The organism is Streptomyces boninensis (assembly GCF_048572725.1).
GTDB classification, from domain to species: domain Bacteria; phylum Actinomycetota; class Actinomycetes; order Streptomycetales; family Streptomycetaceae; genus Streptomyces; species Streptomyces boninensis.
Genome location: NZ_CP183837.1, coordinates 7,767,902 through 7,780,524 on the forward strand (window position 1 = coordinate 7,767,902; position 12,623 = coordinate 7,780,524).

Annotated in this window: 10 protein-coding genes; 5 read left to right on the forward strand and 5 right to left on the reverse strand. The window is 72.5% G+C overall.

Going from position 1 to position 12,623, the window contains the following annotated elements; translation table 11 throughout:
* Positions 1-73 precede the first annotated feature (73 nt).
* On the forward strand, positions 74-964 hold the full coding sequence (locus tag ACNNMR_RS35355; RefSeq protein WP_419998786.1) for an ornithine cyclodeaminase family protein: 891 nt from the start codon (positions 74-76) through the stop codon (positions 962-964).
* Here the strand turns inward: ACNNMR_RS35355 and ACNNMR_RS35360 are convergent.
* Positions 961-1,941, reverse strand: coding sequence for a DUF5937 family protein (locus tag ACNNMR_RS35360; RefSeq protein WP_419998787.1), 981 nt, complete (start codon positions 1,939-1,941; stop codon positions 961-963). The two genes, ACNNMR_RS35355 and ACNNMR_RS35360, sit on opposite strands and share 4 nt — an antisense overlap.
* Before the next feature lie 164 nt (positions 1,942-2,105).
* Here ACNNMR_RS35360 and ACNNMR_RS35365 point away from each other — a divergent pair, with 164 nt between their 5' ends.
* Positions 2,106-3,041, forward strand: a complete 936-nt coding sequence (locus ACNNMR_RS35365) for an MBL fold metallo-hydrolase (RefSeq protein ID WP_419998788.1) — start codon at positions 2,106-2,108, stop codon at positions 3,039-3,041.
* Positions 3,042-3,071: 30 nt separating this feature from the next.
* Here the strand turns inward: ACNNMR_RS35365 and ACNNMR_RS35370 are convergent, their stop codons facing one another.
* Entirely contained in the window at positions 3,072-4,052 is a 981-nt protein-coding gene (locus tag ACNNMR_RS35370; RefSeq protein WP_419998789.1) for a TrmB family transcriptional regulator, read from the reverse strand.
* A gap of 132 nt (positions 4,053-4,184) precedes the next feature.
* Here ACNNMR_RS35370 and ACNNMR_RS35375 point away from each other — a divergent pair, with 132 nt between their 5' ends.
* The gene (locus tag ACNNMR_RS35375; RefSeq protein WP_419998790.1) at positions 4,185-8,102 is read left to right on the forward strand and encodes a S8 family serine peptidase; all 3,918 of its coding nucleotides are present in this window, start codon (positions 4,185-4,187) and stop codon (positions 8,100-8,102) included.
* A 181-nt stretch (positions 8,103-8,283) separates the two neighbouring features.
* Here the strand turns inward: ACNNMR_RS35375 and ACNNMR_RS35380 are convergent, their stop codons facing one another.
* Genes ACNNMR_RS35380 through ACNNMR_RS35390 form a run of 3 tightly spaced genes read right to left on the reverse strand, consistent with a single transcriptional unit; the run spans position 8,284 to position 11,274 of the window.
* Entirely contained in the window at positions 8,284-9,285 is a 1,002-nt protein-coding gene (locus tag ACNNMR_RS35380) for an LLM class flavin-dependent oxidoreductase (RefSeq protein WP_419998791.1), read from the reverse strand.
* Between the two features lie 25 nt (positions 9,286-9,310).
* Positions 9,311-9,988 carry a response regulator gene (locus ACNNMR_RS35385; protein WP_419998792.1) on the reverse strand — a complete coding sequence of 226 codons (678 nt, stop codon included), beginning with the start codon at positions 9,986-9,988 and terminating at the stop codon, positions 9,311-9,313.
* Positions 9,985-11,274 carry a sensor histidine kinase gene (locus ACNNMR_RS35390; RefSeq protein ID WP_419998793.1) on the reverse strand — a complete coding sequence of 430 codons (1,290 nt, stop codon included), beginning with the start codon at positions 11,272-11,274 and terminating at the stop codon, positions 9,985-9,987. The genes ACNNMR_RS35385 and ACNNMR_RS35390 overlap by 4 nt, the downstream gene beginning before the upstream one ends.
* A gap of 110 nt (positions 11,275-11,384) precedes the next feature.
* On the opposite strand from ACNNMR_RS35390, the gene ACNNMR_RS35395 reads away from it, so the two are divergent.
* Positions 11,385-11,591 carry a hypothetical protein gene (locus tag ACNNMR_RS35395; RefSeq protein ID WP_419998794.1) on the forward strand — a complete coding sequence of 69 codons (207 nt, stop codon included), beginning with the start codon at positions 11,385-11,387 and terminating at the stop codon, positions 11,589-11,591.
* Between the two features lie 127 nt (positions 11,592-11,718).
* Positions 11,719-12,615, forward strand: a complete 897-nt coding sequence (locus ACNNMR_RS35400) for an RNA polymerase sigma-70 factor (protein ID WP_420000587.1) — start codon at positions 11,719-11,721, stop codon at positions 12,613-12,615.
* Positions 12,616-12,623: the final 8 nt, after the last annotated feature.

The following is a 12,623-nucleotide window of genomic DNA, read 5'->3' on the forward strand; positions in this document are numbered from 1 at the left end:
ACGGAGCGATCTTGCAGGCAAGAGCCGATGCGCGTACGGAATAACCGGGCTGACCGCGGAGCTGGCAACGGGCATGGAGGTCTTCAGCGACGACGACGTGCGCAGGCTGCTCGACCCGGCGACGGCGGTGGCGGCCGTCCGCGGCGCCCTGCTCGCCCATCACGCGGGCACGCTGCACGCACCGCCGCGCGTCTTCGCGGAGCTGCGCGACGGCCCGCTCGCCTTTACGGCGGGGGAGTTGGGGGATGCGGGCCTCTTCGGCTTCCGCGCGTACGACCTGTTCGCCGGCGCCGAGCAGCTGGTGGCCGTCTGGGACCGTAACGACCGGACCCTCCGCGCCGTCGTGGCCGGCGACGAGCTCGGGCCGCGCCGGACCGGCGCCATCGGCGCCGTCGCCCTGGACACCGCGGCCCGGCCGGGCCCGCTGCGGCTCGGCCTCGTCGGCGCCGGTGCGCAGGCGTGGGCGCAGCTGTGGGCGTCCACGGCGGTGCGCGAGCTGCCGGACGTGGCGGTGTACGCCCGCCGGGCCGACCGCGCCGCCGCCTTCGCCGAGCGGGCGCGGGCGGAGCTGGGGCTGCCTTCGGTACGGGCCGTAGCGACGGCGGAAGCGGCGGTACGCGACCGGGACGCCGTCATCCTGGCGACCAGCAGCGGCACCCCCGTCATCGACGCCGACTGGGTGGCCCCCGGCACCCACGTCACCGCCCTCGGCCCCAAGACCCGCGACCAGCACGAGCTCCCGGACGGCCTCGCCGAGCGCGCAGGCGTTGTCTTCACCGACTCCCGCGCCCAGTCCGCGGCCTTCGGGGAGCCGTTCCTGGACCCGGACCGGATGGTGGAGCTGGGCGCGCTGCTGGCCGGCGCCGCTCCCGGCCGGAGCGGCGCGGAAGAGATCACGCTCTTCTCATCGGTCGGCCTGGCAGGGACGGAAGTTGCCCTCGCCGCCGCGCTGCTCGCGCGCTAGCCCTCCGCGTCCAGCGCCGTCAGCAGCGCCGCCGCCCGCGACGTGCGCTCGTAAAGCACGCTGTGCCCATCCTGGCGGCGGGCCACCAGGCCGGCCCCATGCAGCCGCCCGAGGTGATACGACACCGTCGCCGGACTGAGGTCGTGCCGCCGCGCCAGCTCCGTCGTCGAACGGGCCACCGCCAGGTCGGAGAGCAGCGCCGCCTTGCGCAGCCCCAGCACGCCCGCGTCCTCGGCACCCGGCCGCGGCACCACCCACACCTGCCCGCGCCCGCGCGCCGGATAGCCGATCATCGCCCCACCCGCGCCGCCCAGCCACAGCGCCGTCCTGGGCAGGAAGGCGGACGGCGCCAGCACCAAGCCATCGGCCAAGTCCTCCACGACAAAGGCAGCCGCATGCTGCATCGTCACCTGCTCGCCGTCCCAGTCGAGCGACGGATGCAGCCCCCCGACCAGCCCGGCAAAACCACCACGCCCAGCCCCCGCCGTATGGTGCCGCACATCCTCATCCAGGATCCGCCGGACCGCCGGCCAGGTCTCCCGCAGCCCGGCCTCCCACGCCAGCCGCAACTGCTCGGCGCACCGCCGCGCCAGCGCGACCTCACCACCGGCGTCCAGCACAGCCCTAACGGACTCCGGCAACGGACCCTCGCCGAGGGCCTTCCCCAACTGGGCCGCCACGACCGCCGGATCCGCCGCTGCCACATCCGCCAGCTCCTCCTCCAGCGACGGCTCGTAACGCCGTGGCACCGGACACAGAAAGTCCGGCACGTACGGCCCGCCATGCCCGATCAGCGCGCAGAGCGCGGCGACCCGCTCGGGCGCCAGCCGCTCCCGGGTGCGCGCCACCCAACCGCGCGCGTACGGCGCCCGCTCCGGATGCGCCAGCACCTCGAGTGCGCAGCTCAGCTCCGCGAGCCGGGACAGCGAAAAGCGCGTGCGCGCCAGCCGCGCCGCGTCCACGCGGAAGGTGATCAAGGCTGCCTCCTGGAGGGGTGGTTGCGCGCCCGCTGTTACGGATCGTGCCCGGGCCGCGCCGCCGACGGCACCCATTAGAAACCTCTCGAATCCTTCGCGCCTTCCCGCGCCCACTGCTCGACTCGCCCTGTCGGCAACCATGTCGAGCCCTTCGGGAGACCCGCATGACCCACGGCCACAGCCACCCACCCCGCCGCACCATCCTGCGCAGCGCCACCGCCCTCGGCCTCGCGGGCGCCACCTCCGCCACCACCTCCGCCGCCACCTCCGCACCCGCCGCCCGCGCAGCCGCGGTCACCCTCCCCGCCATAAGCGTCGGCACCTACGACGTACTAGCCCTCCTCGACGCCACCGGCACCTTCTTCCGCCCCCGCGAAGAAGCCTTCCCCGGCGCCACCCCCGCGACCTGGGCCCGAGCCCGTCGCCTCGACCCCGACGCCTTCGGCGCCGACGGCGCCTGGGTGCTGGACTTCCGCTGCTTCGTGATCCGCCGCCCCGGCGGCCGCCTCGCCCTGGTCGACGCGGGCGTCGGCCCCGCCAACAGCCCCGCCGCCGAGTGGTGCCCCGTGCCCGGCCGCCTCCCTCAAGCCCTCGCGGAAGCAGGTCTCGACCCGGCCGACGTCGACACCGTCGTCCTCACCCACCTCCACGAGGACCACTACGGCTGGACCCGCGACGAATCCGGCGCCCCCGTCTTCCCCAACGCCCGCCACCTGGTTCAGCAGCGCGAACTCGATACGCTCCCACCCGACTCCGACGACCGCGCCTACATCGAACCGCTCCGCACCGCCGGCCTCCTCGTCCCGGTCGACGGCGACGTCCGCCTCTGGCACTGGGGCGGCAACGTCACCCTCGTCCCGACCCCGGGCCACACCCCAGGCCACCAGTCAGTCATCGTGTCCGGCCGCCACGAAGAGGTGGTCCTCACCGGCGACACCCTGGTCAACGCCGTCCAACTCGCCGACCCTGCCATCCCGTACATGTACGAGGCCGACAAGGCGGCGGCCCGAGCCTCCCGCACCGAACTCCTGGCGCATGCCCGCGAGCGCCGCGCCTGGCTCGCGACGCCGCACCTGCGTCGCCCTTTCGTACGGGCCTGAGCCGGGTCGGCCTCCCGGGCAGCGGTCGCATCAGCCGGTGAGCCATCCTCGGGTCGCCGCGCGGAGGCCGGCCTGGAAGCGGGAGGTGGCTCCGAGGCGGTTCAGGAGCAGCTGCAGGCGGCGTTGAAGGGTGCGGTGCGACAGGCCCAGGTGCTTGGCGATGGCCTGGTCCGGCATGCCGGTGGCGAGGAGGTGGAGCAGGCGCAGTTCCTCCTCGGTGGGTCTGTCGGTGTCGGTGGCCGCCGCGGCGGCCGGGGAGTCGAGCGGGAGGGCGCGCTGCCACAGGTCTTCGAAGAGTGCGCACAGGGCCTGCAGCAGACCGGACCTGTGCACCACGATCATGCTGGAGATCGTTGAGGGGGCGGGCTGCAGCGGCAGCATCGCGCACCGGTCGTCGAAGATCACCAGTTTGGTCGGAGCGCTCGCCAGTACCCGGGCCTGCTCGCCGAGTTGGATGGCGTGCTCGATGTCGGAGCGCCAGTCGTGAAAGTTCTCCAGGCCCTCGGTGTCGTAGATGACGCGGTAGTCGACGCCGTGTGCGAGCAGGTCCTGTTCCACCTGGGTCGAGGCCTGGCTGGGCACGGTGTACGGCGGCTTGTCGATGCCCCGCAGCTCGCGGCGGAGCCCGCGCTGCAGCTGCTCCCAGCGTTTGCGGATCGCGGGGATGCCGCTGATGACCTCGATCAGTTCGGCCGGGTCGCCGGCGACGGAGGTCTCCTTGAAGCGTGCGGTGAGCTGCTCGGCGTACGCCCTGGCCCGGGTCAACTGCCGCTCCCGCTCCAGGAACAGCACCTCCAGCGCGAGGTCGGGAGCGTGTACCGCATAGCGCACGGGGCTGCCCGGCACCTGGTTGACCAGGCCGAGCGCCTCGAGGGAGCGCACGGCGCGGCGGCCTTCCGCATGTTCGAGACGGGCGCCGTCGCACAGGTCGTCGAGGGTTTGCGGATGCCGGTCGACCAGCGCCTCGTATACCTGCTGCGAGTGCGCATCCATGCCGAGTGACTCGAACATGCGTAGAGGGTGCGGCACGTGGCGCGAACTGGTCAATGGCCATAGCGCGCCGCGTGCGGGGGCTTACGGCACAGGGGTGTCACCGGCAGTCTCGGGCCCGGTCAATCACCCTGCCCCCGATGGAGGTTTGGCATGTACCGAACACGCAAGGTCTGGCCCCCGGGCCGCTCTCGGCCGCTTGCCGCCGGAGCCGCCACGGCGCTCGTGCTGTCCCTGCTCGCCCTGGCCGGTGAGGTACCTGCGCTGGGTGAGGCCGCCGCGGGACAGCCGGCGGCGGCAGCGAAGGGCTCGGACAGAGAGTCGGACAAGGGCTCGGACAAGAAGTCCTCGCGCATCACTCTCCTCACCGGCGACACCGTCACCTTCACCGACGGCAAGGACCCGCGCGTCCACATCGAGCAGGCCGAGCGCGAGGGCCGCGGCGATGTCGTCTTCCGCACCGGGCCGCGCGGCCGCGGCTTCTACGTGATCCCGTCCGATGCGCAGCGGTACGTACAGGCAGGCACCCTGGACCGGGAGTTGTTCAACGTGCGCTCCCTCGCGCGCCAAGGCCTCACCGACCCGCGCACCTCCGCCCTGCCGCTGATCGTCACGTATGGCAAGGGTGTGCGCGCCTCCGCCGAGGAGCTGCCCGCCACCCGCGGCAAGGACCGTCCGCTGCCCTCGGTCAACGGCGCCGCCGTCGAGGTGACGCGGGCCAAGGCGGCCGACTTCTGGCACGCCCTGCACCGCCCCGGCGCCCGCACCCTGGCCGGCCAGGTGAAGAAGGTCTGGCTGGACCAGCGCCTGAAGCCCGTACTGGACAAGAGCGTGCCGCAGATCGGCGCGCCCGAGGCCTGGAAGGCGGGCTACGACGGCAAGGGCGTCGACGTCGCCGTGCTCGACACGGGCATCGACGCGAACCACCCGGATGTCAAGGACCGCATAGCCGAGGCCAAGTCGTTCCTCGAAGGCGATGCGGACCCGGCCGACGCGCACGGCCACGGCACCCACGTGGCGTCGACGATCGCCGGAACGGGCGCGGCGAGCGGCGGAAAGTTCAAGGGCGTCGCGCCCGGCGCCCGGCTGCACGCCGGCAAGGTCTGCGACGCCGGCGGGTGCCCCGAGTCCGCGATCCTCGAAGGCATGGACTGGGCCGCCAAGAGCGGCGCCAAGGTCGTCAACATGAGCCTCGGCGGCGCGCCCACCGACGGCACCGACCTGCTCTCCCAGCGCGTCAACCAGCTGACCGAGGAGACCGGCGCCCTCTTCGTCATCGCCGCCGGCAACGACGGCCACAACCTGACCGTCGGCTCTCCGGGCTCGGCCGACGCGGCGCTGACCGTGGGCGCGGTCGACAAGGACGACAAGCTCGCCTCCTTCTCCAGCCGGGGCCCGCGCTGGGGCGACGCCGCCGTCAAGCCGGAGATCACCGCTCCCGGCGTCGGCATCAACGCGGCCCGCGCCGAAGGCATGCTGCCGGACTATCCGGGCGACGGTGAGGGCTATGTGCGCATGTCCGGTACGTCAATGGCGACCCCGCACGTCGCGGGCTCGGCGGCCCTTCTCGCCCAGTCACGACCGGAGTTGAAGGCGTCGGAGCTCAAGAATGCCCTCGCCTCGACCGCCAAGGACAGCGGCCGCGCATGGCACGAGCAGGGCGCGGGACGCCTGGACGTGCCCGCCGCCCTGAAGCCGGTCACCGGCCCCGCGTCGCTGAGCATGGGCCGGCTCGCGCACGACGCGCGCCCGGCGACGCGCGAGGTCACGTACACCAACCGCGGCGATACGGACGTGACCTTGAAGCTGGACCTGTCGCAGCGGGGCTGGGACGGCCGCGCCGGCGAGGCCGCGACCCTCAAGGAGTCCGAACTGACCGTGCCCGCCAAGGGGTCGGCCACGGCACACGTCACCGTCGATCCGGCAAAGGCGGATCAGGGCGTGTACGGCGGTGCGGTGACCGCGGCTGCCGACGGCGTGGCGCTGCGTACGCCCGTGAGCTGGTACCGCGCCCCGCAGCCCGAGCCGAAAAAGCCGCTCACCATCAAGCTGACCGGCAGCGACGGCAAGCCCCTGGCCGACAGCCACCCGTACGTCTACGCCCAGCTGGACGGCTCCGACGTCCCGGCCAACGACCCGCTCGACCAGGTCACCGACCAGGTCGACGTGGAACAGAGTGCGCCGGGTGTCTACACCGCCCAAGTGCCCGCTGACGGCCGCTACATGGTTTACGGCAGCGAGAACACGAACGCTCCGGACAAGCTCCGCACGACCGTGCTCGCCGCCACCGGCGTCAAGCCGGGCTCACCGGTCACCCTCGACGCCCACAAGGCAGTCCGCGTCCAGGCCCGCACCCCGGATCCGGTATACCGCTACAACCACGCGATGAGCGTGCACGTGGGCAGCCTGACCGGCATCGTCTCCACCCACTCCACGGGCCGCGCGCAGGGCGCCGAGCTGTGGGCGCTGCCCGCGGCGGGCCCCGCCAAGGGCAAGTTCGCGGTTCAGGAGACCTACACCCTCGGCGAGAAGACCGTCACCGCGACCGCTCGCCTGGGTGGCAAGAAGGTCGACCTGCGGCCGGAGTACGAGCCGGTGCAGGCCGCCCGGCTCCCCGGCAGGCACGCACTGCCGGTGGTGTACTCGGGCGCCGGCACCGCGGACGACTTCGCCAAGGTGGACGTCAAGGGCAAGGCCGCGCTGGTCAAGATCCCGTTCGAGCCGTCGGACGAGAACCTGCCCTGGTCCTACAAGGCCGCCAAGGCGGCCGAGGCCGCCGCCAAGCTCGCCAAGGACAAGGGCGCGGCCGCGATCCTGCCCTACCTCGACTCCCCGAATGCCCGCCCGCTGGTCCCGCTGAGCACGGGTCCGCGCGCGGTGGCACTGCCGTACCTCGGCATCCGCCAGACCCACGGCGAGCAGCTGCGCGCCCAGGCGCGGCCCGTGCTGGACCTGTCCGTCAAGGCCAACCCCGGCTACATGTACAACCTGCACTACGCGCCGCCGCTGTCCGCCGGCGTCCCGAAGAACCTCACCCACGTCGTGGATCCGGCCCGGCTGAAGAAGACGACCACCGGCTACCACTCCGAGGTGCGCGGCCTCATGGGCTACGCCTGGACGTTCGCCTTCGAGAAGGACCGCGCCGGCACCTACCAAGGCGCGTCGGTGTACTTCGACGCCCCCGCGAAGATCGACCAGTACTACGGCGGCATCACCGGCAAGCAGCGCTGGTCCCGCTCCGCGTCGCTGACCGACGGCAGCAACCAGTACTTCCAGCGCGACTGGGTCCCGTGGCGTGGCGCGAAGGAGAGCTTCTTCGCCGGACCGACGACCATCGTGGCGCCCGACGTCGACGAGCTGGCAGGTGTCTCCCGCTTCCCGCTCGGCGGCAGCACCCAGGTCCTGTTCGCATCCCCCTACCTGGGTGACTCCGCACCCGGGCATTTCATCAACGTGGACGCCGGCATCGTCTACCCCTTCGGCTACAAGCTGTTCCGCGACGGAAAGGAGATACCGGCCAGGCACAGCCCGGGCTTCAGCACGCCGTACTTCGAACTGCCCCCGGACAAGGGCGAGTACCGCATGGAGGGCACCTTCACCCTGCCGTCCTCGGGCCCGTACGCCCCCAACGACAAGGTGAAGACATACGCGCCGAAGACGGAGAACGTGTGGACCTTCACCTCCGAACCGGCCACGGGTCCGCAGTGCGGGACCGGCACTGACCTCACGGTCTGCAACGTCCCGCCGCTGCTCCAGCTGCGCTACGACCTCGGGCTCGACCTGACCAACCGCGCCAAGGCGGGCGGCAGTCACCGCATCGCCGTCCGCGCCTACCCGGCCCGCCACTCGTCGGGCGGCGGCGAGGTCAAGGAGCTGGACCTGTCCTACTCGCTCGACGCGGGCAAGAGCTGGCGCAAGGCGAAGGTGACACCGGGCGGCAAGGGCCGCTTCACCGCCTCGCTCGACCACGCGGCGGCGAAGGGCACCGCGGTCTGGCTGCGCACCGAGGCCAGGAGCGACTCGGGCGCCACGCTGAAGCAGACCGTCCAGCGCGCCTACGACCTGCGCTGACACCCGTCATCCGGGCGACAGTCACGGTGGCGGGGTGCGGGTGCGATAGAAGCCGCAGTCGTCGACGCCACGCGGGTCAGCGGGCGGGTGCTCCAGCCGGAGTCCGCCGCTGTCCCGCCTGGCCGTGGCCGCCGCCCGGCCCGCGGTGCCGACGGGCCCGAGCCGGGGGCGTGAGCCCGGCTCAGGCCCGTAGCAGCTCGGCCAGCCGCCGGTATGAATCCATCCGCTCCGCCGGCTCAAACGTATGCAGCGATACCAGCAGTTCATCCGCACCCGTGGCGTCGACGAGCGCGTCGACTTCCTTGCGGACCGTCTCCTGCGTGCCGTGGATCTGCGACGCCCGAGCCTCGTCGAAGAACGTGCGCTCCCGCTCGCTCAGCTCGCGGGCGAGGGTCTCGTTCGCCGGCTCCAGCGCCGGGAAGACGCCGCGGGTCCGCGACCACACCGTGGCCCACGCCTCCGGGATCTGCAGCAGCGCCGCCTCGTCGGCGGTGCCGGCGACGGCGACGCTCGCGGCGATCGTCACGTACGGCTGGGCAGCCCGCGCGGACGGCCGAAAGGCGGACCGATAGCGCTCGATCGCGGCCTGGGTACGGGTGATGTCGCGGCCCGCGCCGATCACCAGCGGCAGCCCGTGCTCGGCGGCGATGTCGGCGCCGCCGCTGATCGCGAGGACGTATGCGGGGATGCGGAGGCCCTCGGCGGGAATCGCATGGACGCCGGGGTGCTCCGACTGGCTGCCGTCGACCCAGCCGAGCAGCTCGCCGAGGCGCGCGGAGAAGTCGTCCGCCTCGTCCTTGCCGACCCCCAGCGCCTTGCGCACCCCGTTCGTAAAGCCCACCGACCGCCCGAGCCCCATGTCTATACGGCCAGGGAAGAGCGACTCCAGCACCCCGAACTGCTCCGCCACCACCAGCGGCCGGTGATTCGGCAGCATGACCCCGCCGGTCCCCACGCGGATACGGGACGTGGCCGAGGCCACCGCCGCGGCCAGCACGGTCGGCGCGGAGCCCGCCACCCCCGGCACGCTGTGATGCTCCGAGACCCAGATCCGCTCGTAGGCCCCGAGCGCCTCCAGCTCCTGCGCGAAGCGCACGGTCCCGCGGAGCGCGTCGGCCGGCTCCTGGCCGCGGCGTATCAGGGAGCGGTCGAGCACCGAGATCTTGAGGTCTGCGCTGGTCATGGTCGTAACAACGCGGGGAGGCGGGTCAGGGATTCCCGGCGTCGTGGACGACGAGGGCGATCTGTACGCGGTTGTTCAGCTCCAGCTTCGACAGGATGCGGGAGACGTGGGTCTTCACTGTCGGTACGGACATGTAGAGCTCGGCCGCGATCTCGGCGTTGGACTTGCCCTGGCCGACGGCTACGGCGACCTCTCGCTCGCGGTCGCCGAGCAACGCCAGCTGCGCGCGGGCGCGTTCCGCGCGGGTGTCGCGGGCGCCGGGCCCGGCGCCCTCCGCGACCTGGGCGATGAGCTGCTGCGTCACCGCGGGCGAGAGGACCGGCTCGCCCGCCGCGACCTTTCGTACCGCCGCCACGATCTCCTGCGGCGGGGTGTCCTTGAGTACGAAGCCCGCGGCGCCTGCGCGGAGGGCGCGCAGGACGTGCTCGTCCGTGTTGAAGGTGGTGAGGACCAGCACCTCGGGGGCATCGGGGCGCTTGCGGAGCGTCTCGGTGGCGGCGAGGCCGTCGATGCCGGGCATCCGGATGTCCATCAGGACGACGCCGGGGGAGTGGCGGGTCACCAGGTCAGGTACGTCGGCACCGTCCGTCGCCTCCGCGACCACCTCGACGTCCTGCGCACCGCCGAGCATGAGCCGCAGCCCAGCGCGTACGAGGGGATCGTCGTCGACGAGGAGCACGCGGATGGGGTGGGGGGCGTTCACTGCTGGGATGCCTCACCTTCGATGGATCCGGCGGACGTGCCGGAGCCCGGCGGCGGGGCGGCCGCCGCCGGGCCTGCAGGCCAGGGTAGCCAGGCGCTGAGCCGGAACTCACCCCCGACCCGGTGGTGCTCCAGTCGCCCGCCGGCCAGATTCGCGCGCTCCGAAAGCCCGATCAGCCCTTGCCCCGCCCCCGGAATGACCTCTCTCCCCGCCGCGCCGGAGCTGCCCGCCGCGCCGCCCCCGCCGGAGCTGCCCGCCGCGTCAGCCGCGCCCACCGCTCTCGCGCCGCCAGAGGCGCCCGCCGCGCCCGGCAGGGCATTGCGCAGCTCGACCGTCAGCCCGTCCGCGGGTGCGCCCGTGATCCGTACGGTGACCGGGGCGCTGGGGGCGTGCTTGCGGGCGTTGGTCAGGCCCTCCTGCACGATCCGGTACGCGGCCCGCCCGGTCGCCGCGGGCACCCCGGCCGGGTTGGCCGGCTCCGCCTCGTACTCGACGTGCGTGCCCGCCTCCCGGGACTCCGCCACCAGCCGGCCGATATCCGCCAGCGTCGGCTGCGGCCTCGCTCCGGCCACCCCGGCCCCCGCGGGGCCGCCCGCTGGCGCCCGCAGCACCCCGATGACCTCCCGCAGGTCCTCCAGCGCCTGATGCGCGCTCTCGCGGATCACCCCGGCCGCGCGCTGCACATCGGCCTCGGGGGCGCCCGGATTGAACTCCAGCGCCCCCGCGTGCACGCTCAGCAGCGACAGCCGGTGCGCGAGCACATCGTGCATCTCGCGCGCGATCTCCTCGCGGGCCTCGCGGCGGGCGTCGGACGCGGCCTGGGCCTTCTGCGAGTTGAGGAGGGTGCGGCGGGCGCGGACGTAGAGGCCCCAGCCGATGGCGGAGGCCAGCAGCACGAAGTAGGTGAGGGCGGAGCCCACGGCCGGGTCCTCGGAGTCCGGGCTGCGGAGCACGAAGAGGGTGAACGGCACCAGCGCCGCCGCCGACACCCACGCCGTCGTCTTCAGCGGCCGGTGCGCGGCCACGGTGAAGAACGCGACCAGCGTCGCCCCGGTCATGAAGTGGAACGGACTCCCCAACAGCAGCAGCACCAGCGCCAGCGGCACCGGCCACCGCCGCCGCAGGAACACCGCCGCGCAGCCGAGCCCGCCCACGACCTGGTCGATGATCATCGCCGTACGCGACATGCCCTCGTCGATGTGCACCGAGTCCGCCGTGACCACGGAGAACAGCACGGCGAAGAGGAAGAACGCGATATCGACGTACCAGTCGCGGGGGCTGCGCATAGTCGGTGAATCTAGTCGGCGGCCGCGCCCGACCTTGTCATCCGAAAGTCGCGCCGTTGCATACCGACGGCTGATACCGCCCGTGACCTGCGCTTTCTACCGTAGAAGGCATGAAAGGCATCCTCGGCTTCCTCAGCCTCCTGCTCGTCGTCGCCGGCCTCCAGGGCATCGTCCACGAGGCCTTCGGCAAATGGATCCCGTTCCTGGGCTTCACGCGCTTCGTGTACGTGGACGGCTACGAGATCTACATCAGCATCGCGCTGCTGGTCCTCGGCGCCGCCGTGGGCGCCCTCGCGACAAAGGCGCCGCAGGACTAGCGGGGTTACGGTGTGAGTTTCATGAAGTGATCTGACTCACGTCCTGTCACAGCGGCCGACGGCGCGGTGTCTTGTGGCCGAGAACCTGCCAGGGCCGGCCGCGAAGGACGGGGAGATGGGATCTGAGATGAGCGACGAGGCCACCGACCCGGCGACCGAGGCGTTCATCGCCCACCGCAACCTGCTCTTCACCGTCGCCTACGAGATGCTCGGATCGGCCGCCGACGCCGAAGACGTCCTCCAGGAATCCTGGCTGCGCTGGGTCAAGGCCGACCTGGGGCCGGTGCACGACCAGCGCGCCTACCTGGTGCGGATCACGACCCGGCAGGCGCTCAACCGGCTGCGCGCCGTGAAGCGCCGCAGGGAGGCGTACGTCGGCTCCTGGCTGCCAGAGCCGCTGCTCACCACGCCGGACGTGGCCCAGGACAACGAGCTCGCCGAGAGCGTGTCGATGGCGCTCATGCTCGTCCTGGAGACGCTGTCGCCGATGGAACGCGCCGTCTTCGTACTGCGCGAAGCCTTCGACATCGGCTACGACGAGATCGCCGGGGCCGTCGACAAGAGCCCCGCGGCCGTCCGCCAGATCGCCCACCGTGCCCGCCGGCACGTCGACGCCCGCCGCCCCCGCCGGGTGGTCTCCTCCAACGAAGGCCAGGCGGTCCTGCAGTCGTTTCACCGTGCGATCGAAACCGGGGACCCGCAGGCCCTCCTCGAGGTGCTCGCCCCCGGGGTCGTCCTGATGAGCGACGGCGGCGGCATCAAACACGCCGCGCTGCGGCCGGTCATGGGCGCTGAACAGGTGGCCCGTAGGTTCGCGGGCGGCATCGGCAAGTACGCGGACAGGCTCACCGCCGAACCGACCGTGGTCAACGGCAGCCCGGCAGTCCTCGTCCGCCTGGATGGCAAGATCGACGGCGTCATGGCGATCCGAGTCCAGGACGCCCGCATCACCGGCCTCTACTACGTCCGCAACCCGGAGAAACTGTCCCACCTCACATCCGCGACCCCGCTCACCCTGCGCTGAACACCCAC

Excerpts from the sequence above, each read along its gene's own strand:
- ACNNMR_RS35370 (WP_419998789.1), bottom strand. The coding sequence starts at position 4,052 with ATGTTCGAGTCACTCGGCATGGATGCGCACTCGCAGCAGGTATACGAG.
- ACNNMR_RS35365 (WP_419998788.1), top strand. The coding sequence starts at position 2,106 with ATGACCCACGGCCACAGCCACCCACCCCGCCGCACCATCCTGCGCAGC.
- ACNNMR_RS35375 (WP_419998790.1), top strand. The coding sequence starts at position 4,185 with ATGTACCGAACACGCAAGGTCTGGCCCCCGGGCCGCTCTCGGCCGCTT.
- ACNNMR_RS35395 (WP_419998794.1), top strand. The coding sequence starts at position 11,385 with ATGAAAGGCATCCTCGGCTTCCTCAGCCTCCTGCTCGTCGTCGCCGGC.
- ACNNMR_RS35355 (WP_419998786.1), top strand. The coding sequence starts at position 74 with ATGGAGGTCTTCAGCGACGACGACGTGCGCAGGCTGCTCGACCCGGCG.
- ACNNMR_RS35400 (WP_420000587.1), top strand. The coding sequence starts at position 11,719 with ATGAGCGACGAGGCCACCGACCCGGCGACCGAGGCGTTCATCGCCCAC.
- ACNNMR_RS35380 (WP_419998791.1), bottom strand. The coding sequence starts at position 9,285 with ATGACCAGCGCAGACCTCAAGATCTCGGTGCTCGACCGCTCCCTGATA.
- ACNNMR_RS35390 (WP_419998793.1), bottom strand. The coding sequence starts at position 11,274 with ATGCGCAGCCCCCGCGACTGGTACGTCGATATCGCGTTCTTCCTCTTC.